Source organism: Mycobacteroides sp. H003 (assembly GCF_001440135.1).
Classification (GTDB): Bacteria; Actinomycetota; Actinomycetes; order Mycobacteriales; family Mycobacteriaceae; genus Mycobacterium; species Mycobacterium gwanakae.
Genome location: NZ_LJYL01000016.1, coordinates 81,777 through 104,479 on the forward strand (window position 1 = coordinate 81,777; position 22,703 = coordinate 104,479).

The 22,703-nt window shown below is 62.4% G+C and carries 23 protein-coding genes, 4 tRNA genes and 1 pseudogene; 18 read left to right on the forward strand and 10 right to left on the reverse strand.

Going from position 1 to position 22,703, the window contains the following annotated elements; genetic code table 11:
* Window positions 1-13 precede the first annotated feature (13 nt).
* From AOT87_RS11975 to AOT87_RS29340, 3 genes are all read right to left on the reverse strand, one after another.
* Window positions 14-310 (reverse strand): hypothetical protein, encoded by a 297-nt coding sequence (locus tag AOT87_RS11975; protein WP_237085124.1) that lies wholly within the window; start codon window positions 308-310, stop codon window positions 14-16.
* Between the two features lie 114 nt (window positions 311-424).
* Window positions 425-940: a hypothetical protein gene (locus tag AOT87_RS11980; RefSeq protein ID WP_057969974.1), complete on the reverse strand. Its 516-nt coding sequence runs from the start codon at window positions 938-940 to the stop codon at window positions 425-427.
* Window positions 941-969: 29 nt separating this feature from the next.
* Window positions 970-1,185 (reverse strand): hypothetical protein, encoded by a 216-nt coding sequence (locus AOT87_RS29340; RefSeq protein ID WP_240483284.1) that lies wholly within the window; start codon window positions 1,183-1,185, stop codon window positions 970-972.
* A 989-nt stretch (window positions 1,186-2,174) separates the two neighbouring features.
* Here AOT87_RS29340 and AOT87_RS28815 point away from each other — a divergent pair.
* From AOT87_RS28815 to AOT87_RS12065, 13 genes and pseudogenes are all read left to right on the forward strand, one after another.
* Window positions 2,175-2,348, forward strand: coding sequence for a hypothetical protein (locus AOT87_RS28815; RefSeq protein WP_157859010.1), 174 nt, complete (start codon window positions 2,175-2,177; stop codon window positions 2,346-2,348).
* Window positions 2,349-3,461: 1,113 nt separating this feature from the next.
* On the forward strand, window positions 3,462-3,884 hold the full coding sequence (locus AOT87_RS11995; protein ID WP_131727295.1) for a hypothetical protein: 423 nt from the start codon (window positions 3,462-3,464) through the stop codon (window positions 3,882-3,884).
* 82 nt (window positions 3,885-3,966) lie between these two features.
* Window positions 3,967-4,263: a hypothetical protein gene (locus tag AOT87_RS12000; RefSeq protein WP_054429874.1), complete on the forward strand. Its 297-nt coding sequence runs from the start codon at window positions 3,967-3,969 to the stop codon at window positions 4,261-4,263.
* A gap of 39 nt (window positions 4,264-4,302) precedes the next feature.
* Complete coding sequence (locus tag AOT87_RS12005; protein ID WP_005102197.1) at window positions 4,303-4,569, forward strand: hypothetical protein; 267 nt, start codon at window positions 4,303-4,305, stop codon at window positions 4,567-4,569.
* A 35-nt stretch (window positions 4,570-4,604) separates the two neighbouring features.
* On the forward strand, window positions 4,605-4,934 hold the full coding sequence (locus AOT87_RS28680; RefSeq protein ID WP_131727294.1) for a hypothetical protein: 330 nt from the start codon (window positions 4,605-4,607) through the stop codon (window positions 4,932-4,934).
* A 66-nt stretch (window positions 4,935-5,000) separates the two neighbouring features.
* Window positions 5,001-5,177, forward strand: coding sequence for a hypothetical protein (locus AOT87_RS28820; protein ID WP_157859011.1), 177 nt, complete (start codon window positions 5,001-5,003; stop codon window positions 5,175-5,177).
* Window positions 5,178-5,685: 508 nt separating this feature from the next.
* Entirely contained in the window at window positions 5,686-6,072 is a 387-nt protein-coding gene (locus AOT87_RS12025; protein WP_234714713.1) for a hypothetical protein, read from the forward strand.
* A 298-nt stretch (window positions 6,073-6,370) separates the two neighbouring features.
* Window positions 6,371-6,598 (forward strand): hypothetical protein, encoded by a 228-nt coding sequence (locus tag AOT87_RS12035; RefSeq protein WP_057969978.1) that lies wholly within the window; start codon window positions 6,371-6,373, stop codon window positions 6,596-6,598.
* 447 nt (window positions 6,599-7,045) lie between these two features.
* The gene (locus tag AOT87_RS29345; protein WP_237085126.1) at window positions 7,046-7,660 is read left to right on the forward strand and encodes a hypothetical protein; all 615 of its coding nucleotides are present in this window, start codon (window positions 7,046-7,048) and stop codon (window positions 7,658-7,660) included.
* Between the two features lie 615 nt (window positions 7,661-8,275).
* A complete protein-coding gene (locus AOT87_RS12050; protein ID WP_057969979.1) occupies window positions 8,276-9,040 on the forward strand; it encodes a hypothetical protein in 765 nt (254 codons plus the stop codon).
* Between the two features lie 324 nt (window positions 9,041-9,364).
* A complete protein-coding gene (locus AOT87_RS12055; protein WP_057969984.1) occupies window positions 9,365-9,856 on the forward strand; it encodes a hypothetical protein in 492 nt (163 codons plus the stop codon).
* 131 nt (window positions 9,857-9,987) lie between these two features.
* Window positions 9,988-11,122, forward strand: a pseudogene (locus tag AOT87_RS12060) (site-specific integrase).
* Entirely contained in the window at window positions 11,119-12,081 is a 963-nt protein-coding gene (locus tag AOT87_RS12065; RefSeq protein ID WP_057969980.1) for a hypothetical protein, read from the forward strand. Before AOT87_RS12060 ends, AOT87_RS12065 begins: the two are co-directional and overlap by 4 nt.
* 4 nt (window positions 12,082-12,085) lie before the next feature.
* Here AOT87_RS12065 and AOT87_RS12070 read toward each other — a convergent pair whose 3' ends face one another.
* Window positions 12,086-13,225 (reverse strand): site-specific integrase, encoded by a 1,140-nt coding sequence (locus AOT87_RS12070; protein ID WP_057969985.1) that lies wholly within the window; start codon window positions 13,223-13,225, stop codon window positions 12,086-12,088.
* A 238-nt stretch (window positions 13,226-13,463) separates the two neighbouring features.
* Window positions 13,464-13,538: transfer RNA gene (locus AOT87_RS12075), tRNA-Val, on the reverse strand.
* 168 nt (window positions 13,539-13,706) lie between these two features.
* Here AOT87_RS12075 and AOT87_RS12080 point away from each other — a divergent pair.
* From AOT87_RS12080 to AOT87_RS12090, 3 genes are all read left to right on the forward strand, one after another.
* A tRNA-Gly gene (locus AOT87_RS12080) sits at window positions 13,707-13,779 on the forward strand.
* 26 nt (window positions 13,780-13,805) lie between these two features.
* Window positions 13,806-13,879, forward strand: a tRNA-Cys gene (locus tag AOT87_RS12085).
* A 9-nt stretch (window positions 13,880-13,888) separates the two neighbouring features.
* Window positions 13,889-13,963: transfer RNA gene (locus AOT87_RS12090), tRNA-Val, on the forward strand.
* A gap of 354 nt (window positions 13,964-14,317) precedes the next feature.
* Here the strand turns inward: AOT87_RS12090 and AOT87_RS12095 are convergent.
* Window positions 14,318-14,560 carry a hypothetical protein gene (locus AOT87_RS12095; protein WP_057968612.1) on the reverse strand — a complete coding sequence of 81 codons (243 nt, stop codon included), beginning with the start codon at window positions 14,558-14,560 and terminating at the stop codon, window positions 14,318-14,320.
* Between the two features lie 238 nt (window positions 14,561-14,798).
* Here AOT87_RS12095 and AOT87_RS12100 point away from each other — a divergent pair, with 238 nt between their 5' ends.
* Both AOT87_RS12100 and AOT87_RS12105 read left to right on the forward strand, forming a co-directional pair.
* Window positions 14,799-15,524, forward strand: coding sequence for a sensor domain-containing protein (locus tag AOT87_RS12100; RefSeq protein ID WP_131727293.1), 726 nt, complete (start codon window positions 14,799-14,801; stop codon window positions 15,522-15,524).
* A 263-nt stretch (window positions 15,525-15,787) separates the two neighbouring features.
* Window positions 15,788-16,678, forward strand: coding sequence for an aldo/keto reductase (locus AOT87_RS12105; RefSeq protein WP_057968614.1), 891 nt, complete (start codon window positions 15,788-15,790; stop codon window positions 16,676-16,678).
* A gap of 10 nt (window positions 16,679-16,688) precedes the next feature.
* On the opposite strand, the gene AOT87_RS12110 is transcribed toward AOT87_RS12105, so the two are convergent.
* Genes AOT87_RS12110 through AOT87_RS12125 form a run of 4 tightly spaced genes read right to left on the reverse strand, consistent with a single transcriptional unit; the run spans window position 16,689 to window position 22,646 of the window.
* Window positions 16,689-17,762, reverse strand: coding sequence for an XdhC/CoxI family protein (locus tag AOT87_RS12110; RefSeq protein ID WP_057968615.1), 1,074 nt, complete (start codon window positions 17,760-17,762; stop codon window positions 16,689-16,691).
* The gene (locus AOT87_RS12115; RefSeq protein WP_057968616.1) at window positions 17,759-20,467 is read right to left on the reverse strand and encodes a molybdopterin cofactor-binding domain-containing protein; all 2,709 of its coding nucleotides are present in this window, start codon (window positions 20,465-20,467) and stop codon (window positions 17,759-17,761) included. The genes AOT87_RS12110 and AOT87_RS12115 overlap by 4 nt, the downstream gene beginning before the upstream one ends.
* A complete protein-coding gene (locus AOT87_RS12120; protein WP_057968617.1) occupies window positions 20,464-21,276 on the reverse strand; it encodes an FAD binding domain-containing protein in 813 nt (270 codons plus the stop codon). Before AOT87_RS12120 ends, AOT87_RS12115 begins: the two co-directional genes overlap by 4 nt.
* Window positions 21,276-22,646 carry an 8-oxoguanine deaminase gene (locus AOT87_RS12125; protein ID WP_057968618.1) on the reverse strand — a complete coding sequence of 457 codons (1,371 nt, stop codon included), beginning with the start codon at window positions 22,644-22,646 and terminating at the stop codon, window positions 21,276-21,278. Before AOT87_RS12125 ends, AOT87_RS12120 begins: the two co-directional genes overlap by 1 nt.
* Between the last annotated feature and the right edge of the window lie 57 nt (window positions 22,647-22,703).

Consider the following 22,703-nt stretch of genomic DNA (forward strand, 5'->3'; position numbering starts at 1 on the left):
ACCTGTCACCACTTCACCCAGCCGAGCCTGTGGCCGTTTCGTGGTAGCGCGAAATGATCTCTGCGAATTCAGGATCGGCCAGCTGCTGAGCAGGCGGCATCTCAATGAATGCGTGGCCGTCGCTAGCCGCTGGCTCAGAACTCCAGCCGAACCAGCCTCGGTCCTTCCCGTAGTAGACGTTCTTACTGCACTGCCACTCCCCCTCGAAGAACCGGAACATGCTGCTTGTCGCGGTGTAGATCCACACACTGTCGATCTCCCCGATACTCAGCCGCGCGCGTACCCGTCGTTCGCGTCCACCATCAGCCATGTTCATGTTCTCCTGTGTCATCTTCTTCTGTGCATTTAGTTGGGCACTCGTTGATTAAGCGCACCAGTGTGCATGTGCGGCGGTCCACTTCGCTGCGCCGAGGTTTTCCTCCGGTTATGTGTAATTGGCGACCAAAAGCCAACCCGCCGGCCGTGTGCAAGTTATCTGCAGAGCCGCCATCGCTTGATCAAGACGGCCATCCCAATCTTCTTCGACACGACGGCGCTCCAGACTCGCGAAATCAACGGCATGCGCGGGATCCAGTGGCTGTACTGATGTTTCGTAGATATGAAGGACGTAGCCACCAATCTCCGAATCGGACATGTAGCCGTGGCCAGATAACTCGATCCCAACATGTTTCAGTGCGGCAAAACGACGCGCGTAATATCCGTCCTTGTCCTGGCCTGTCCTGCTCTCACGGAACCCGCCGACCTCAGACAGAAGCCGCTCCTCGACCAGGTCGTAGTAGCACTGCGCGCGCCAGTCTTCCTCCGCCTCAGGGGAGTTGATCCAAGCTGGCGTCCACTCCGGATAGTCTTCATCATCCGGTAATTCGTTAATATTCCATGGCCCTTGACCCCCGCCCAGGTTGTATCCGTAATGCAGATACGCGTACGGATGACTACCCATGATCTGACTCCTCTCGCGTGGGCGTGCCCTCAGGATCCCCGATTCGCATCGACCTCTCCTGCCTCAATGTCATCAAGCGCACGACGTAACCGGGCGGTCTCACCGTGCCGCCCGTCGAAGGCCAGCACCGTCTCGATGATGTCCGTCGCATCCCAAAACGGGGAGTTGCGGCTGCCGGGCACAGTCTCGTCGCGAACACGAAGTACCTCCATCACCCGCTGCCGAAGCTGGTCCGCGGTGCCCAAGGAACGGCCTGACTCAGGTTGCGGCCTCGGACCGACAGCAGCCACACACCGCGAGCACACCGGGGTCTTCGGATCATCAGCAGCTCGACGAACACGCTCGGGAACATTGGCCCCATCAAGTTTGTACGCATGCCGACCGCACGCAGTGGCTGGTTCATCGCGAATTCCTCCCCGACCCGGGACCAGCGCATGCCAGCGCCTGGACCACGTGATCCCCCACTCGTTCTGCAAGGGGACCAGAGCGGTAGAGCTTCGCGCTTCTGCGTCTATCGCGGCGAGCGCAGCTGTGGCCATATCCCGGTAGGGACTCTGGTCACCTTCCCCAGTCCAGATGTTTGGGTCACCCATCTTGAGCGGGTCCTTGCGCCAGATAGCTTCAGCAGCCGCCTCCACGGCACCAGCTCGCACGGTCGTCACCACTCTCCGCCGCCTCTCATCTCGGTACTCCACACGCCAGCATAACCAATTTCTCTAAAACAGAGAATATTCTGTTTGATGCTCTACCGCTCCGCGTGTCGCGAGGATGCCGAGAACCGGACAAACCCCAGATCACCGGGGCAAGCAGCACCACCAGGGACGTGACATGCTCGACACTTCGAGCCGCGGCCGCCGACCGAAACCCGCGTTACCGAGCCCGAAAATCCGGCTCACCCACTCTCCGACCACAGTCACCACACATCTATGCGCGATGACCTACGAGAATTTCACTTCCCGCAGCATCGTCACCGTCATCACAGGAACCTGCCATGGCAGCAGCGCGCGCGCGACGACGACATCGGCACGGACTACATATTGTTCCATTGCGTACATCGTCACCCACCCACGCGGTCGGCCCGTTTACTGATATTCTCCGTTTTAGAGAACACAGTCTTGCGTTCGCGATGACAACAACAGCCACGGAGGCGGGTGCTCCCGGTTGCGAGCGACATAGTCGGACGCACAAACGGTTCCGGTGAAGGTAACGGAGAACGGAGATAACGGATATGACCATGGTGGAACCTAGCGCCGAGGGGCGAGCCGACTTAGCCGAGTTGGTGTCGGTGTGCGCTCACCACAGCAGCATCCATGACGGCATCAACGTTGAGATCGATGCCCCGGCTGGGACTCGAATCACCGTGCACCTGAACGACGGTGCCGTTGCGGACATTGTTGTTCCGGAATAGGTACGACGATGGGAGACAACGTGAATGGACCTACGGAGGACGAGATCTACGCGGCGATCGCGGTGCTCGCCAACACCGAACGTTACAGCGTCAAGGACAATGAGCTGGATGATTGGATCGCGTGAACGTTCGTTCGGCGAGCGTGTCCGCTAGAGGTACCAACTGACGAAAGGAAACTTGACCGTGAAACACACTTGTGAAAGCTGGGAGGGGGAGATTGCTCCACCCTCTCCCCGCTCTTGGAAGACGGCATGGCTATATACCGCGGCTATTGCACTGGGAATGCTGGTTGCGGCGATAACAGCGTTTTCTGTTGGCGACACGTTCGCCTTCTTCGATGTCACTCTGAGCCCACCTGTGCGTTTAGGCGCTATCTGGCTGTCGCTCATGGCGGGCATTCTCGCGGGCCGAGGAGTCTTTTGGCTGGCAAATGAGTTTGAAGCCAAGCACCGTCGGGCTGCCCGCCGCGACGATGGTCCGCGGTAGGTACGCGCAATGCGGCATTGGATCGAGAAAGGTGATCGCTGTGGGTCCGACTAAGATCGACACGGCCGTGGAGCCCAGAGTGAGTGGCGGCGAGAATGAATACATTCATATCGTCAGCTATTGGGAGTGGCTTGTCGCGGAGGTGTTACGCCGCCGGATACCTCGTTCGCTCTGTGGGGTCGCGTTGATTGAAGACCCAGATCGCCGCCCCACGCAATCGACGGACCCCGTATGCCCTCGATGCGAAGAGCTCGATGCTCGATGCTCGATGAAAAGAAGAGTGGATCGCGCTCCGGATCGGTGGGGTCTAGGTTTGCCGGTATATCGGGTCGGCCCAGGACACCGAGGCCGGGCAGCGTGCCAACGCCGCTGTGAGGCACGATGACTGATCGAGATGTGACTCCGCAAGCAGCGGCGACAGAAAGATGGTCTCGGGTATTGCAGCGGTCTGGGATATCTCGGCTGCGGCCGGGAATCGTAACCGGTGAACAGGTACGCATGGAACTACTTTCGATACTTGATCGTCACGGACCATCCGACACCTCACGAAGCGACCAGGAAGAGACAGCAGTGTGGCGGCGGCGAGTGGAGGACGCGCCAGAGCACGATTTGTGGTTTTGGTTCGTCATGTGGCCGATACAACAAGACAAGAACGAGATGTACGCGGAATGGATTCGCGCGCATCCGCCCGCCCCCTTCCCCAACCCGGCATTCAAGACCAGAACCGACGACATGAATGTGCCGGAGAGGTCAGGCCGCAAGCGGCCCATCGAGGCAATCTCGGGCGAGGAAATCAGAAATCGGCGTGAGGCGTGGCTGCCGCTATTCGTGGGTAAGACCACTGCCGAGATTCAGGGCCAGTATCCCTTTCGGGACATGACGACTCATCCCTCGGTGGAGGTGTGGTCGTGGACGGTTGCGCATCCAGCGCTCGGTATTGGGTGCGGAGATGATGGTCGCTGGGGATTTGAGAACGGACCTTACGAAGTTCCAGCGGAGCTGGGTGACTTGGTGGCTCAGTGGCGCAGGGAGTTCTGGAGGTCGCGGTAACTCCCGATTGCTTATCGACAACACGAAGTCCACTGAAGGTATAGGTAAGCAACACAACAGGAATCGAGGAAGAATGAACACTATGACGACGACTGTGAATACGGTGACCGCCGATGAGGTGTACAACGTCGTAAGCGCCGCTGACTATGGCGACCAGTTCGCGGCGTTTGATCCGGTATCCGGTGCGGTCTACACCGTCTACTGGACAGAATCGGGTGACCTAGTTGGCGAGACCGCTCCAACACTTTTGGACGGTGGTGAATTACAGCGGGATCTCGTTGACTTCGCCCGGTCGCCGCTTCCATTGGTTGTCTGGTTCCCCGCTGGGGAGCCTGAGGGTTGGCAGGACGCGATCGACCGTCTCAGTACCGACGAATAGTCCGGGAACTGTACGACCAAGAAAGACAGGTGATCTGAAGTGAAGAACCTTTGGCGGATGGTTCGGCTGGGCGTAGCCGGAGGAGCGTTGGTGTGCTCGATTCACCTGCTCGCTCGGGTGAATGAGCCGCCGGGTCATGCCGATTGGCTGGTCGCCACCGCCCAGATTCTGGTTTTCGTGCCGGCTGTCGTGATTGTCATAGAGCTTGGAGTGTTCGCACGACCGCTGTTCGTTTGGGCACTGTTCCGACCACGGGGGAACCAAGGCGGTCCGGTAATCGACAAGTCAGAGTCCACCGTCCGCTGAAGGTACGACTAACCAAGACAAGAGGATTGAACAATATGGGCGATCTTGAAGACCATGAACGGACGCTTGAAGCTCTGCGAGAGCAGATGCTCGCACGATTGGACCATCCCGCACGGAGGGAGCAGCCGGGGGCACCGGTTGTCATCCACCTTGACGAGTTCACCACCACCGAATCGGCGGCCACTCCGCAGCATGGCGATAGATCGGACCTGTCTGCGATGACTCAGCTACTCAAGATGGCTCGTGGGCTTCCACTGAGCATGACCGCCTGGCTGCAACGGCCGTCGCGGCGCCGGTTCATCCCAGGTCGCGGACCAGTCTGCCCCGGAAACGGCGGGCATCGGGGGCGACGGCGACCGTCTTAGCGTCAACGCAGTACACGAAGAGCGAAGTCCGATGAAGGTAAGCGATGGGAGCCAATGGATATGGCGATGACGTTGCAGATCGCGTGTGACGACCAAGAGTGCGATGTAACTGATGAGTTCGGCGCGGGCGTGCTTGAAGGCAACGTTGCCGTTGATCTCGACCCAGCCGCCGAGGGGTGGTTCAGCGCTGCTGGCCAAGACTACTGCCCAAAGCACGCACTCAAGTATCGAGCAGAGGGCTAACAGCGGGCCAGTTATTGGTAGGGCTGTTAGAGCTTTCGATATATAGGTGGAAGGGAGCACGGAAATGACAACGAGTGATTGGGAAATGTGCCTCCGGGTTGGCCATCTGGAGATGCTCCCGCTGTATGTCGATGAGACAGGTGCGGAGCTGAGATGTGGCAGGTGCGGCCTCCGTTGGCATGAGTCTCGCAGTGGTGTGACGACCGCCCGATAATCCGCGATAGGTAAGCGAAACCGAAACCACGACAATGGGACTCAGTATGGCGACTACTACCACAGAAACGAATGCTGACGTGCCCCCTCACGCGGCGGGCCGCGAGCTGTTTGACGCTGCTTGCGAGGTGATGCAGCCCGGAAAGGGTTGGGAAGAGTGCGACCGATGGGTGAGGGACATGTGGGACCGAGAGGCTGCACGGGGTATCACCCTTGCGGATGTGCGCGAAGCCAACGAACAAATGTAGTCCGCGTTGGGTAGAGACATCGAGGAGTGTCGGACATTTAGGTGATGATGAGTGATATGACCGACGAGGGCATGCGTGGTCGCCGGGTTGTCCCGGTTTCATTTGTTGATGTGGCGGTATTAGGGCCAGTGCTCTTCCCCCTGGGGTTCGCGGCGCTGGCGGTCGCGGGGTTTGTCCCATTGCTACTGACGAAGGCCTGCCTACTGGCGATCCTTTACTTGCCTGGCGTGGTGGGGCAAGCACTCTTCCTGGGTGCGCTATTGGTCGGTCTGTGGTCGGGGTACCGGTTAGCGCTCTTGGTGTTTAGAACAGGGGCTGTGCTGTTACTGATGTGGTGGAAAGGGATCTCGTGGAGAGACTTTCGCTCCGCTGAGCTCCTGCCGCCGACGTACGGGCAGATCAACACCACCGGATACAAACAGGCCGCTGAGTAGCACTGTTTATGGAGCCCCGACAAGTCCACGGTGAGCACTACCGATCAACAGAAAGGTTCTGGGATGCCAAGCCACCAAGAAGACGGAGAAATCAACTTCCCGCCTGTGCCTCTGGAGCTGTCTGGCCTCCTTATTCGGGCGCAAGATTATGCCAACGCCACTAGGACGACTGTGCAGATCATGCTTCCGGACTTCAAGTACGGCAACACACAGAGCTTCGCGGTCATTCCGGAACATGCCGTGGCCGCCATGGGCGGCTCGCAGCCCATTGAGGGTGCGTAGAAGGGAGACGTAGGGCATGGAACTGGTCATCGAGTTCGGCAATGGTGGCCGCGCGGGGTATGGCAGCATTCACCGCCACGGATGTGTTGATGTCGCCGATCCGTCACCAATCGGCGACGCTGATACTCGTTCAGCAGCAATCGCTCTCGCGGATGAGACCACCTGCTGGGCATCCAACGAAGGTGAGGACCCGGCCGATTACGGCTACAAAATCGCCCCATGTGTGACCTTGCCGGCCCGTTGACATCGGGACCAGAAGATATGGACGACGATGAGTGGTGCGACGACTGCGATTGTGACTGCGCCGGGTGTGCATGTGCCCGCGGCGGAGGCCAGTGCATGGGCTGCGGCTGTGAGCGTTAGTCGCTGGTTCCGGCGCAGAACTGCCCAGCACATAGCCGCGCAACGGCAACACTCCTACAGGACTGATAAGTCGGCGTGTCCTAATCGGTCGCTATGCGGAGAGCGGAACACGTGCGAGCGTCACACCCATGACACACGCCACCGAAGGCGAGCAGCGCCCGCCTAACTCGACCAGCGGCGCACATCGGGACCGAGTCGATGAACGTCCCAGACACGAGCAGCGCCCTTTCCCCGCTGACCGACCAGTGCCCGCGCAGAACAGCAGAACGCTTAATAGTCCGCAGGAAGGTTCCCGGCTTCGGACAATGCGTCGCAGGCCCGTTCGCACTTGACCGCCTATCTCAAGAGCACGGGTTGGCTGTCGCCCGCCCAGCCCGGCCGCGTCGGTGAACTGTGGCGTCATCCGGATACCGAATGGATGATGGCCGTCCCATATGTCCTGGACCGCACCGGAATGGATTGGCGACTAATCGTGGACCGTCTCGCTGCGATCGAGGGCTGTGAGCTCGATGACCTGATCAGCCGCATCGACCGCCAGGCCCAGGCTGCATATTTCGTGCCGGCCCGCATGAAGGTGGACCAAGCCCACTTGGTCAGGTTGGCTAGGCACACGGAGAACGGAGACAAGGTAGGCGGAAATGAAGATGATGGGGGCAAGAATCAGATGACCAAAAATGTTCAAGCAACGTGGATTCCACTCACGTTCCTGCCGTTGCCGCCAGATCGGGTGTTCTCGCGGCTCCTCGCCGCTGGAGCTCTCGAGATTCAACACAACATCCAGCCGGTTCGCGCAGCTGAGCTCAATGACCCCGACCCACTGCTTGTGCAAGAGTACCGAGGAGAAGTCAAGGTAACGGTGTCTGTGTTATGGCCAGACAAACTCGATCACTCCCCTGACGATGTCCTGCGCCACAGGGGATTCTCCCCGTTCCATCGCCGGTAACGGTCCCCGTGTGTGATCAAGCCGTGCAACAGGAATCGAGGAAAAATGAACACTTCGGCTAGCGATGCCGGGCACTTCCACGGGAGTGCGTCGACCGCAATGCTCGCGGATACGGACGTGAACATACTTAGGGCCATCTGGTTTGCGCTTGAGACACAGCGTGTGCCGGATAGTCAGCCACGGCAGGTTAGCCCTCTCGACATGACCGTAGAGGTTTGGATCGGTTCCAAACGTGGCACTAGGAGATTTGGGCCACTACCGATAAGGACCGCTACCGATGACCGATGAATTGCGTCCCGGATTTTGGGTGATCATTCCCTCGGGACGAAAGGGGGTATTGACCGAGCAGAACGCTCAAGGTGCCTGGTATGTCAGGGTATCCGGCGGACGCGGAATTGGGCTGTATCGGGAAGATGAATTAAAGAGGTACTGAGTCCCCTACGGCATACCAAGGAGAATGAACGTGAACCCGAAGAGCCATAGCGCTATCAGAAGTGAATGCGAACACGCAGGCCTCAGTGCGCTTGGACGAAGTATGCGTCTCCTTCCGCGGCGTGTAGAGGCGCGCCGTCTGGAATCACTGCACTGAGGTAGTGCAATGGATATTGTGGGTGCATGGAGAATGCGGCGGATCGCACCGCTGAGATGATTGAGCAGGCCAAGGCCGCGCTCGCGGCGGCTCGGTTTCAGGAAATGCTGGCGCAGAAGACCGCGAAAGTGGTCGCCGGGACCTTGGCGCTGGGCTTGCGGGAGCAGGGTCTCTCCGATACGGCCATCGGAGAAGTTCTCGGGGTTTCGCGTAACCGCGTCTCGAATTTGGTGGACGTCGGGGTGTGGCCGCGCGTGGCCGGTGATGTTCCTCTTTTCCAATGCGAGGAACGCGACGCCATCGAGGCTGGCGTAAGCACGTTGTGTAAACCGCTGGTCGCGCAGGAAACGGGCTGGATCCACACACGAACAGGCCGGGGACAAGACCTGTTGGAAGAGAACAAGGTTCCGCTGCCCTATGCCATTGGCAAGCGACCGGGGTTGTTGGATGCTGAGGCGGCGCAGTTCGATAATCAGAGTTCGGGTGAACGCATTCTTGTGTACACGTTTGAGCGTCATTACGGCGAAATGCTCTACGACTCAAATCTGCGCCAGGACGGCCCCAACGGTATGGGTTACTACCGCATTGCACTGTGCTCGGCGGCCGGCGACAGCCAAGAGCTGCCGTTGGAACTGTTGGGCATTGATATCGGCGCTCTACGTTTCGGCAGTAAATGGCCGAACCCTCGGCACCGCAACGACATCGGCGATGCGTTCCGCAACGCGCTCGCCGCGGTGCGTGGCTACTACGGAATTTGGCCGCTACCGGCGCACATGGAGGACAAGCCCTGACGTGGGCACCCCGGACGCACCGCGTGGCTGCCACTCGATCCGTGACGGTCCTGGCACTGGCGCGGAGCGCCGGGGATGGTGACGGGAAGGGCGCAAGGATGTGTGTCCGACTTGCATAGAACGGTATTCGGCACTCTGCTGGAACATTGATGCTGCGCGGCGGTGTAGGGCCAACTCCTCGGCGCGGCCATCGCGGATGCCCAAGAGCGGTCTCGGTGATGAGCACATATCCACGATCAAGATGACCGTTACCAGGGCGCGTTCCAAGAGACGATCGGTTGCATCCCCACCTGTCTGTCGGGGCATGGTGAGATGGTGACGGACATGAGCCTCCGAGCTGAAGAATACGTTTGGATTCCCGGCCGGTCGCTGGAGCTGTCGTTCTCACAGCTGGTCGATTACATCCGTATTGACGAGCTCAACCCCGCGTACGCGACGGCGCTGTCCGCATATCGGAAGCTTTACGGAGAGCCACTGATTGGCAGTACACGCGCAGTGTTTCTCACCGGTTCCGGACACGTGATCAAGGTGCCGTATTCGATCGAGGGCGAAGGGGCCAATCGCATCGAGAGCCAGCACACGGCGACTGCATCCGATGTTCCGCTGACCCCGACCGAAGCTCTCGTGGAAGCAGATCTGCCAGATGACGTTGTCGCCGCTGACGACGGGAGGACCCTGCTCATCGTCCGGGCGGTCGAAGTTCAACCGGTGCCTGAGGGGTACTCGGGGCACTTACCGGGCTGGGTGGCGAAACTGCCCGATGGCGAGCAGGTTGGCTGGCTGTCTGACGGTTCACTGGTGGCGTTCGACCTCTAGGCTCACTGACCAGATCGCCGCGAAATTCACCGCTCAAGCCTGCGCTCAACTTTGTGTTCAAATACGCGCTTTATCCACAGATCACGGACGCCGGAGGCAGTCACAGTTCCAGATCGGTAAGTTCGACGACCATGGGTGAAGTCGACACCGCGGTGCCAATCCACGCGGCACTGCCCCCGGCTGTCACCCTACGGATCGCCCAAGCCGCCTCGAGCTCGCGATCGGCCGGAACCCAACGCGCCTACGACAGTGCATGGCGCCGTTTCGACACCTGGTGTCAGCGCAACGGCCACCGGGCCCTTCCCGCCAATCCAGCGGTGATTGCGGCTTACCTCGTCGATGCGGCCGACACGCGCAGCCCCAACGGTGAACGGGCCTATGCGCCAGCCACGTTGACCAAATGGGTCGCCGCGATCACTGATCGACACCGGCGCAGCGGATGCACCGCAATCCCCACCGGTCACGAGCTGGTGCGCGCGACGCTGTCCGGTATCCGCCGCGAGTACGCCACCGCCGGCGACCGGCCCCGGATCGTACGTGCCCCGCTGCTCACTGACGACATCGTCACGCTGATCGCCACTGCACACGCGCAGGTGCGAGGCTGGTCCGACGCGGTATATGCCCGCCGTGATTGCGCACTCCTGCTGATCGGATTCGCCGCGGCCTTGCGACGCAGCGAGTTGGTCTCCCTCGGCGGCGCCGACGCAGCCCTGCACGCCCTGGACGGTATGCATTTGACTGTGCGCCAGTCGAAGACCGATCAGGAAGGTGCTGGCAGCGTCCACGCAATCCCCCGCTCCGAGCTGACGGACAGATGCCCACCGTGCGCGTTCCAGCGATGGGCCCAGGTCGTATCGGCTTTCGACCGTGACGGCCGCCGGGGCGTGATCAGACTGCTGGGTGCAGAGATGAGTTTCGACGAGCACGTGTGTCTGCCTGTCACGTCCCCGGCTCTCGATCCCGGGCGGCCGCTGTTCCGATCGATCTGCCGCAACGGGAACCTCTCATCGACGGCGATGTCCGGCGCAGCGGTACACGGCGTCATCCGCCGGCGGGCGATCCGTGCAGGCTTCTCCCCTGCCGCGGTTGAGCGTCTCGGCGGACACAGCCTGCGCGCCGGGTTCGTGACGCAGGCCTTCCGCAACGGATCTGACGCACACGCGATCATGCGACAAAACCCGTCACCGCACGCCGGCCATGGTCGAGCGCTACGCACGCGAGGAAGCCCCGCTCATCGGAAACGCCGTCACCACGTTGGGGCTGTGATCACTGTCGAGCGGTCGGCGCGTGACCGCGCGGTCTGGGCACTGTTCGAAGACTGGTGCGCGGCATGCGGCGCCGAAGCATTTCCAGCTGACTCCGAGACGCTGGCACGGTTCCTCGCGGCGAACCCCGCTGCCCTCGGCACCCAGCAGCGGCGCGTGACAGTCGTCAACGGTGCGCATCGCGACGCCGGCTTCCCATTGCCTGGGCATGCTGAACAGATCCGCTCTCTGCTCTGCGCCCGCCGGGCCGAACGCCTGCAGCTGCGCACCCGCCGCGTGGTCGAAACCGTGCGCGCGCTGCCTACCGCTGGATGGCCGACCCTGCTTTTCGCCCGGCGTGACGCCATGATGCTGGTGCTGGCCACCACCGGTATGACGTTCGAAACTCTGGCGCGGCTGAGCATCGGCGACGTCGCTGCGACACCTGAAGGCAACCTGCACGTTCGCACCGGCGGAAGCAACTACCGGACCCCTGCGGCTCTCCCTGACTCCGGTGTCTTCCCGGCTCAGATCCTCGTCGACTGGATTCGGATCCGTGCCTTGCAGCACCAGAGCCCAAGTACGCGAGTGCTGGCAGCGTTTATCCGCGGCGCCAGCACCGCGGCGATGAAACAACCACCCGCAGAACTACCCCTGTTGACCGCGCTGGATCGATGGGGATCAGCCCCGCTGCACGTATGCCCCATCTCCACTCGGGCAGTCCAGAGCATCGTCGCCGCGCACCTGGACGGGAACGGCCCGGTGCATCGCGCGATCCCGCGACGCGCTACGCACAAGCCGGAACAGAAGGTCGCCGAGCCAGCTGCTTCCGCCCTACTGGACCCACGAAGCTTCGACCGCGGCATCACGGCTCGCCAGCAAGCCGGACAGGCCCTCGCTGACGTGCCAGCGATTCTGGATGAAGTCGAAGATCGCGCGGAGCAGATACTCACCGATCTGCTGCGCCTGCTTGAAAACTAGTGGTTCACGCCAGATTTCCTTCTGCAGCAGCACCGTTGGTGATGGCTCCTATCCGCACCGCGGCGTCTGCCAGTGCGTCGTTGTTCGAGTGCGCGTATGTGGCCAGGGTGAATCGCGCATCGGTGTGGCCAAGCCACGCAGCGATAACAACAGCCGGTACGCCGTCGAGGTGCATGAGGGTGGCGCAGCTGTGGCGGGCATCGTGAAGGCGCACATGCGGAAGACCTGCGTTCTCCAAGGCCGTCGCCCAAGCCACGGTCAGGGTGGTGGGGTACGGAGGGTTTCCGAGATCATCCACCACTACCAGCCCACTGTTCGGCCAAGAGGATCCCATCTGCAACTTAGCCTCGTTCTGGCGCCTACGGGCTCGACGAAGAGCCGCCGTGAGTTCGTCCGGCATCGGCAACACGCGCTTGCTGCTCTCGGTCTTCGGGGCAGCAGTTGTCACTCCGCCCGGCGTCGCCAGACGAGCAGCCCGGATCGTGAGTGTTCCGGCCTCGAAATCGATCCCATCCCATTCCAGCGCGAGTATCTCGCCGCGCCTCAGCCCGAGGAGCGCCAACCGCCATGCGACCCCGTAACAATGCGAGTCGGTACTGGCTAACAGTATCGCCGCTTGTTCAGCCGTGAGCGTGTTGATCTCGGGCTTAACTGTGGGGATGGGTTTCACCAAAGCAGCAACGTTTCGAACAACGATTCCTTCGGCCATCAAGTCTCCGAAGACAGTGCGGGCGCGCGCCAGCATCGGGTTAATACTCGATGCAGACCATTTGGCTCTGGTTTCTTTTCCTTTAAATATCTGAGGGGCGTTCCATGACCCCATTTTGCTTTTTCCATTGAGCAGGTCCTGAACAACGTGTTCAATGTCGCGTTTAGTTATCGCCTGAACAGGTTTCTCGCCCAGAGCGTCGACGAGTGGCCGAAGGCTCGCCACATACGCTGCTCGCGTGTTGGGGCGAATGCGCTGACCGACAAGCCAATCATCGACTGCCCGTTGCAGCGTCAGGTCGCTAGGAGCGATGTACGTCTTCTTGGACAGGCCGCTGGTCACTTCGGAGTGGAACGCGATGGCGTCCCTCACCGTCTTGAAACGTCGCTTGCACTGAAAGCGTTCGCCGTCCGGCCGCGCACCGTGAACCCGCACTTCGTACCGCTTGCCATCCCCTGTGTCTACTGGGGTCACATACTCCGGAAGTCGTGGCATGTGGGGAGTTTGTCAACGGATCCGCATGGACCTTCTGCGGACTGAACGACACGCCGCTGTTGGCGAAAATGATCGCCATAGCAGGTCGTTTTGACCCATTTGCGGGTCATTTTGGGTCAACGTAGAAAAAGCCGACTGCCGCTGCGGAGTAGAAAACATCTGTTGAACTGCGTCTTTCTGGTGGTCCCGGCTGGGTTCGAACCAGCGACCCCTCGCGTGTGAGGCGAGTGCTCTTCCGCTGAGCTACGAGACCGCGTGTTGATCGTTGATGGCTGATCAATCGAGGTGAAAGGCTAGCACGAGACGCCGGAAACACCGCAGTCCGGCCGCCGACGGGCCGCGCACGCAAGGGATTTGTGAATAAACCTTCCGTTCGACTACTGTTTCAACTCGCACCGGGTGACGATCTCATCCGTTGCGCGCGGATGTAGCGCAGTTGGTAGCGCATCACCTTGCCAAGGTGAGGGTCGCGGGTTCGAATCCCGTCATCCGCTCGAAGGGGTAGACAGGCATCCCTAGCGGTGGAGTGGCCGAGTGGTGAGGCAACGGCCTGCAAAGCCGTGCACACGGGTTCGATTCCCGTCTCCACCTCCATAAAGACCCGCGCGATTAGCTCAGCGGGAGAGCGCTTCCCTGACACGGAAGAGGTCACTGGTTCAATCCCAGTATCGCGCACCACAGTTTTTCTCCAGGTCAAAAGACCGCACGATCGCCCATCCTGTACTGGCCATTCAACAGGCAGTTGAAGCATTGTCGCCGGGCCTAGCAGGTAGCTTTACACGTGAATGATCAGATGTAAAAATGCGCACGTGACTGAGGATGCCTCTGTGGCACAGGCCCGCACACTTCTGGCATCGCTCTACGAGCATGTCAGTGAAGTGTCACAAAACATGGCCAAGACAGAGCACCTCATCCGACATACCCCGAAGCACAGCTCAACCCACCGGCATCACCACCGCCGGGCCGCCGCGATGCGCAGAGACCTCTATGAGGCCCACCGCCTCATCGACGGCCTACATCACCGATACCCCGCTACGCGAGACGCGCGGTAGCCCCCTCGGCCGTCACCGCACTCGACAAACTCGCCGTCGCCAACTCCGCGCGGGCACGTCGTTCTACCAACAACGACACAAACTCACGCACACGGCAATCGACGAACTGTGCGTGCGCACCCTGCACCACAGCCGAGACGTGTTCGGGCGACAACCACGAGTACATCGCCATCAGCCGCTGCTGGACCGCCGCCACTAATGCCTGCTCACTCATTCCAGACATGGCATAAGCGTGAGCCACGACACCTGGCCCGTCAACCGGTAGTTCAGATGCCCTTAACCACAGAGCGCCCGCCTCGCCGCTGGGTTGACCTGAGAACAGTTCGCCGTCAGGTGTTCATTTCTCATTGCATCGGGGTGAAGTAGGCATTCACTTTTTCACTCTATCGGTAGCTGAAACATAAAGAATCTGGCGATTTTTGCGGCTTGACCATCTGTCTTTTCCCCACTAGAAATTGCTGGTGCAAGCTCTACGAGTGCAGCTGACTGGTCTGTTCATCGCGGGCGGGTTGTTGGCCGGGTGTGTGGTTCCCGGCGCCGCGAATGTTGGTCAAGGACACGTTGGTTCCGCCGCCGAGATCCTGCCCGATGATGCCCAGATGTCTTCACTTTTGGCGCTCCGGCTCCATTCGGATGCGCGCGTCGAAAGGCTCGACCTCGCGGCAGCGAATGCCCACAGCGCGGATACCCGCACAAGTTCTGTCGAGTGCCTCGGCGTTGCCTCCCCCAGTTGGGGCACCACATTCGCCGAAGCTCCGGTACGTCAGGCGATACGGCAGCAGTGGTCCACACGCTGGAAAATTCGGGGAACCGGTTCGGGAACGACGATAGAGATCCAGATTGTTGAGCTGGATTCTCCGGGCAGTGCCCGAACCTGGTTTACCAACCTGGAGGCCAGCTGGCGGCATTGCCAGGACACGCCGTTCACCACACAAGGCACCGGAACCGGTGCGGCAACCAATGTGGAAATCAAAAATGTTGCGCAGGATCATATTTCATCAGATTTTGTGCATGCGATTGTCACCGAATCGACCGGACCGCAGCATCTGGCGCCACGCCAAACACAACGAGCTGCCATCCAGACATCGCAGTACATCATCGAGGTATCGGTACGCGGACGCACCGACGCCACGAGTGACAAAGCCCAATCCGTGGCCCGCCTGGTCAAGGCCAACGCCACCGCATAAGCCCCCTCCTGCGCTCGTTTTTGCCATCGCACACGGACCAATCGCGACACTCGCGACGTAAGGATCGTGTAAATCGAATAGTTCTGCGGGCACCAAATCCCCTTACTGTTCAGCGATTTCAGCAAGTTCACAGCGATTCTGTGAGCAGCGTCATAGCTGCCGAATTCAACTGACAGTTCTACAGTTTCAACTGTCACAAGGACGTGTCGCTCCCGGGTATCAATTCCACTGCTCCTTCAGCCGCAGAGTGATTGGAGTCCGTCATGCAACCATGCACTGTCCCGAAAGTTCGTTTCCACAATGGTGTGGACATCCCGCAGCTCGGGCTCGGCGTCGCCGCAATCCCCGATGCCGAAGCGGAAACCATTGTCCGGCAAGCACTTGACACCGGATACCGACATATCGACACCGCCACCAGATATGGCAACGAGCGAGGAGTCGGTCTGGGCATCGCCCGCTCGGGCATACCCCGCGAAGACGTCTTCATCACCACGAAGTTGTGGGTAGACGATTTCTGTGATGTGGCGGGCGCTTTCGCGCGCAGCCTCGACATGCTCGGCACCGACTACGTGGATCTGTTCCTGATCCATTGGCCTGCACCGGATCACGGGCAGTATGTGACCGCCTGGCAGCAGATCGTGCAGCTCTATTTGTCCGGCGGCATCCGCGCCATCGGGGTATCCAATTTCGAGCCCGAGCACGTTCACGCCATCGTCGATGCGACCGGCGTACTACCGGTGATCAACCAGGTGGAGTTACACCCGTACTTCCAGCAGCGAAAGTTGCGGCAGTTCAACTCCGATCGGGAAATTGTCACCGAGGCCTGGAGCCCGCTGGCCCAGGGAATCGGCACCACCGAGGACTCCCCACTGGCCGCGCTGGCCGCAAAACACAACAAGACCCCCGCGCAACTCATCCTGCGTTGGCATATCGAATTGGGACACGTGGTGATTCCCAAGACCTGCTCGCCGAGCCGGCTGGCGGAGAATCTTCAGATCTTCGATTTCAGTTTGTCCCCAGAGGATCTCGACGTGTTCGTTCAGTTCGACAAACCCAACGGCCGGCTGGGGACACATCCCAACGAGGGATTCTCGGCGCACCATTCTGAGCGGAGTAGATGGCACCGGGAGCAGCTGGCCAGGCGCGCCGCCTAGCCGTTAGTCGTCACCGGTGGATCGGTCCTTCGGTGTCGCTCAGTGCCCGCCCTGATCCTCCCGAGGTTTCCGCAATGATTTGCGCTGCAATGGATATCGCGGTCTCCTCGGGTGTGCGGGCATTGAGGTCCAGGCCCAGCGGGCTGTGTAAGCGCCGCAACTGATCGTCGGTGACGCCTTCCTCCCGCAGGCGGGCCACCCGCTCGGTGTGGGTGCGGCGCGAGCCCAGCGCGCCGACGAATGCCACCGATGCTGTCGTCAGCGCCGCCGCCAGCATCGGCACATCGAACTTCGGGTCGTGGGTGAGCACGCACACCACGGTGCGCCCGTCGACGCGCCCGGCCGCCACCTCGGCGCGCAGGTATCGATGCGGCCAGTCGACCACCACCTCATGGGCGTACGGGAACTGCGCCGCCGTCGCGAACACCTCACGCGCATCGACGACCGTCACCCGGTAACCCAGTTGGGCTCCCGAGTGGCTCAACGCCCGTACAAAGGCGTTGGCCCCTGCCAGGATCATCCGCGGCGGTACTCCGAACGCCTGCACAAACACGCGTGGCCGCGCCGATTGATCGGGCTCACAGCGATCGGCACCCGCCACCGCGCTGCGCCCCGCCCGCACCAACGACGCGATGGTGCCGTCGATCTGCGGCCACGGCGCCGACTCACCCGGCCGCACCAGAGCCCAATCGGGAATTCCCGACAGTGTGCTCACCAACGCCACCGGCTCCCCCGCCTCGATCAGCGCACGCAGCCGACGTAGCAGCGGCAGTTTGTCGGAGTCCACCCTTTCGGTGACGACTTCGATCTCACCGCCGCAGGTGAGTCCGGGAGCAATACCGTCGTCGACACCGAACCGCTCACTCACACACGGCCCCGCCGCCAGCACGTCGCGCGCGGTCTCGATGACCGCAGCCTCCACGCATCCACCGGACAGCGATCCGATGACCGCCGAATCGGCCGTCACCAGCATCGCCGCACCGGGCTCACGCGGAGCCGCACCACTGACCTCCACGACGCGGGCCAGGGCGACAGCGCCACCGCCCTCGAGCAGGCCGATCAGATCACCGAGCACGTTCCTCATGAGGACGCTCCCGCACCGGATGCGTTGATGGCCTGCCACACGCGTGCCGCATTCATCGGCAGGCGGTGCATCCGAACCCCGACAGCGTCACGGATCGCGTTGGCCAGCGCGGGGGCCACCGGGTTGTACGGGGACTCACTCATCGACTTGGCTCCCAGTGGCCCCAACACGTCATAGGTGTCGGCGAAATAGACCTCGGTATCAGGCAGATCCACCAGTCGCGGAATGTGATAGTTGCGCAGCGCCGTGGTGCTGACAAAGCCGTCCTGCACCAGGATCTCTTCGTAGAGCGAAGAACCGATGGCCTGTGCCACACCGCCTTCCACCTGGCCACGGCACTGCTGCGGGTTGATGACCACCCCCGCGTCGGCGGTCTGAATCGACTGCAGGATGCGCACGGCGCCCGTTCCCGGATGCACGCCGACGCGGAATGCCTGGACGTTGAAGGCGACCGACCGGGGCGTGCCCTCATGGCGGCCCAGTGCGGCTAACGGCTCCGGTGCCGAGCCCGCGATATCGACCAGCCCCAGCAGCTCCCCGCCGATCCGCACGCCGTCGGGCCCCAACACGCACCGCGATTCCGGTACCGCCAACTTCGCCGCGGCAAACCGGATAATCTTGTCGCGCAACAGCTCTGCCGCTCGGTGCACGGCCAGGCCGGCGACGGTGGTGCCGGCCGAGCCGAAGGCACCGGTGTCGTGGCCCACCCCGTCGGTGTCGGCCTGGTGAATGTAGACCTGGCCCGGTGCGCATCCCAGTACCGCAGCCGCGAGCTGCGCGTGCACAGTGGTGGTGCCGTTGCCGAACTCGGCGGAGCCCACGGTAATCCGGTAGCGCCCTTGCTCGTCCAGCTCGGCGCGCGCATCGGCCACATGCCCACGCGGCGGCACGGTCGCGATCATGGCGATGGCCATGCCCTCCCCTACCTTCCACTCCGCAGACAGGGCCGACCCGTTATGGGCCGGATCGGCACCACCGCGAGCCAGCGCGTCCTGCGCGAGGTCCAGACACTGGTCCAGCCCGTAGCTGCCGAACTCCAGGTCGTCTTCCTCGACCTCCCAGCTGACAAACGGGTCTCCCGGGACGATGGCATTGCGGCGCCGGAACTCGAACGGGTCGATGCCGAGTTCACGTGCCAGCTCATCAAGGGCCGATTCGATACCGAACAGCACCTGCCCCAGCCCGTAGCCACGGAACGCACCGGACGGAATGTTGTTGGTGTACACGGCCTGCGCATCGACACGTTTGTTGGCACAGCGGTATTGGGCCATCGACTCGTTACAGCCATGGAACATCACCCCGACGCTATGGTTGCCGTAGGCCCCGGCATCGGAGAGCACATCGACGGCCAGGGCGGTCAGCACCCCGTCGGGTCCGGCCGCGGCGGTCACGTTCACGCGCATGGGGTGACGGCACGGCGCGATGGTGAATTGGTCGGTGCGGCTGAACTCGTAGACCGCGGGCGCCCCGGTGACGCGCACCGCCAGTAGCACCAAGTCTTCGGTGAGCATCTCCTGTTTGGCGCCGAACCCGCCACCCACGCGTGGTGCGAACACCCGAACCTGTTCGCGTGCAAGGCCGAAAACATGACACAGCTCGTCGCGCACCAGGAACGGAACCTGACTGCTGGTGCGCAGCACATAACGCCCGCGCTCGTCCTGCCAGCCCACCGCGCCGTGGGTTTCCAGGTGCACGTGCTGCACCCGCGCCGTCTGCCAGCTGCCGCTGACCACCGCCCCCGATTCCCTGGCCCGGGTCACCGCGGCCCCGACATCACCGACCTCACCGTGCACCTCGGCGACCAGATTGCGTGCGGGATCGGCGATCCTGGCGCCAGGCCCCTTTTCCCCATGCACCATGTGTGCGCCGGGCTGCTGCGCCAGCTCTGGATCGAAGATCGCCGGCAGTACCTCGTACTCGATGTCGATGTGCTCAAGCGCCCGGTGCGCGATGGTCGGCGAGTCCGCCACCACCGCGGCGACGCGCTGTCCCGCGAACCGCAGTACACGGTCGAAAATCAGTGTGTCGTCGGGGTCGTCGGTGCGCTCGTGATGGCGTGCGGTGGAGAACGGCACACCTGGGTCGTCGCGATAACACAGCACCGCGCGCACCCCCGGCACGTCGCGGGCCTTCCGGGTGTCGATCCGGGTGATACGGGCCGACGGGTGCGGGCTGCCCAGCACCGCGATATGTCCCACCCCGGCGGGCAGCTGGTCCATGGTGTACGGCTCGGTGCCGGTCACCACCCTCGCCGCTGCAGGGGCACTGACGACCCCGTGCGGGGGCGCCGCACCGCAGATGGCGGCGCGAATAGGCCGGTAACCGGTGCACCGGCACAGGTTGCCTTTCAACGCATTTCCCAGATCTTCGGTCTGGTCCTCGGTGAGTGTGGCCGCCGTCAACACCATTCCCGCGGTGCAGAATCCGCATTGGAATCCGGCATGGCCGATGAAGCCGCGCTGCATGGGATGCAGGTCGTGCTCGTCCCCGAGGCCACGCACGGTGAGAATCTCGGCATCGGTGACGCGATGTGCGGGCACGATGCACGAATGTTGCGATGCCCCGTCCACCAGCACCGTGCAGGCACCGCAATCACCTGCGTCGCAACCCTTTTTGACCTCGGTGTGACCGTGCTCGCGCAGGAAGGTGCGCAGGCACTGCCCGGGTCGGGGGCTGGTGTCGATGATGTGACCGTTGACCTTCACGGGCGACCTCCGGTCAGCTCGTCAGCGACCTCGCGGGCCAGTTGGGAGGTGACCGCGCGCCGCCAATCCGCGGTGCCGTGAGCATCGGTATGGAACTGCGCGCCCGGGATGGCCGCCGCAGCCCGCGCGACACGTTCCGGTTCAGCGGGAACCCGCAGCACGATTGGCTTACGCGTTGCGGCCGAGACCCCGAGCACGATGTCGCGGCCGTCCAGGCGCCCGGTCACCAATGCACCGGAGCGCCCCAGCGCCGAGTACGCGACCTTGCGCAGCGTAGTCCGTTGCGTGAGCGCCGCGGCGGGAAAGATGATGGCACGCAACACATCACCGGGACGCAATACGGTCGTGTTGATATCGGTCACGAAATCGGTAACGGCGCAGCGTTCGTCGGTTCCGTCGCGGCGCCAGATGAGTAGCTCGGCATCCAGGGCAGCGCACAGCGAGATCATCGCCCCTGCGGGCAGGGCGAGGCAGATGTTGCCGCCGACCGTCGCGGCGCGCCAGATCTTGAAGGAGGCCAGCAGGGCACGCGCGCACTGCCCGAAAAGGACGGTGGCCTGCCATTCGGGGGGATATGAGGCAGTGACCAGTCGTTCGATGCTGCAGGTAGCCGCGACCTGCAGGCCCTCGTCGGTCACCACCAGGTCCGGCCAGCGCATACCGGCGAGGTCGACCAAACGCCGCAACCCCGGCTGCGGCTGACTCATCAGCCACGTGCCGCCCGCCAGCACGCCGTCCTGCGTCCCGAGACCGCCCAGATCAGCGCGGTCCCGCGGAATCAGCACCGAGTCGATGGTGTGCAAGTCCATCAGCGCACCCTGCCCATCAATCCATGATGCGCCGCCTGCACCGCGGCCGCGATCCGATCGGTGTCCACCGTCAGCATCTGCCCGTCCCTGACGACGGACCGGCCGCCCACCCACGAACATTTCACGGGCGGTACCTCACCCAGCACCAATGCAGCCACCGGATCATCGATTCCGCGGTGCCCCAGCGTGCGCAGGTCCCACAACACCAGGTCGGCGTACTTACCAACCTCTATAGAGCCGATCTCGTCGGCACGGCCAAGGAGGCGGGCCCCTCCCAACGTCGCCAGCTCCAGCGCGGTGCGCGTGCTCAGCGCCGTGGGCCCTCCGACCGCGCGGGCGAACAGCAGCGCCTGGTGCGCCTCCTCCAGCATCCGCCCCGACTCATTGGAAGCAGCGCCGTCCACGCCCAGACCCACCGGTACCCCGGCCGCCAGCAGCTCCCGGGTACGGGCGATACCGGCGCCCAGGCGCCCGTTGGAGGTCGGGCAGTGCGCGATTCCGGTTCCCGTGCCGGCCAGCCGGGCGATGGCCGCGTCGTCGAAGTGAATACCGTGCGCGAACCACACATCGGGTCCCAGCCAGCCCAGCTCGTCCATGTAGTCCAGGGGGCTGCAGCCAAACCGCTGGGCACAGTAGTCGGTCTCGTCCTGGGTCTCGGCCAGGTGAGTGTGCATCCGGACACCGCGCTCGCGGGCCAACACCGCCGTCTGCCGCAACAGCTCGGTTGTCACCGAGAACGGCGAGCAGGGGGCCAGCCCGATGCGCACCATCGATCCGGGTGCCGGGTCATGCCAGCGTTCGACGGCCGCGGCGCTGGCCTCCAGGGCGGTGTCGATCGACTCCACCAGATCATCGGGCGGCAGGCCGCCGGCCGACTGCCCCAGGTCCATCGACCCGCGTGTCGGGTCGAACCGCAGGCCGACCTCCCGCGCCGCCTCGATCTCGGCTTCCAGCAGATCACCTGCACCCGAAGGAAACACGTAGTGGTGATCGGTGGTGGTGGTACATCCCGACAATGCCAGCCAACTCAACGCACCCTGCGCCGCCACATGCAGACCATCGGCGTCGATGCCCGCCCACACCGGATACAGGGCGCTAAGCCATTGGAAGAGAGTGTGATCGGCGGCAAGCCCGCGGGTGATCCATTGATAAAGGTGGTGGTGCGTGTTGACCAGCCCGGGTGTGAGCAGACAGCCACGACCATCCACATGTTCGATGCCCGGCAGCGCCTGCCAGGGGTTCAGCTGACCGGCGTCCAGTATCGCGGCGATCAGATTGCCGTCGATGACCACAGTCGCGCTATCGAGCTCACGACCGTCGCGATCCACGGTGGCCACGAATACATTCTCGATCAACGTAATTGGACTCATCGGCGGGACCTGCCGGTGACCCTTGGGCTGCGGACCTGACGTGCGATGTGCACTATG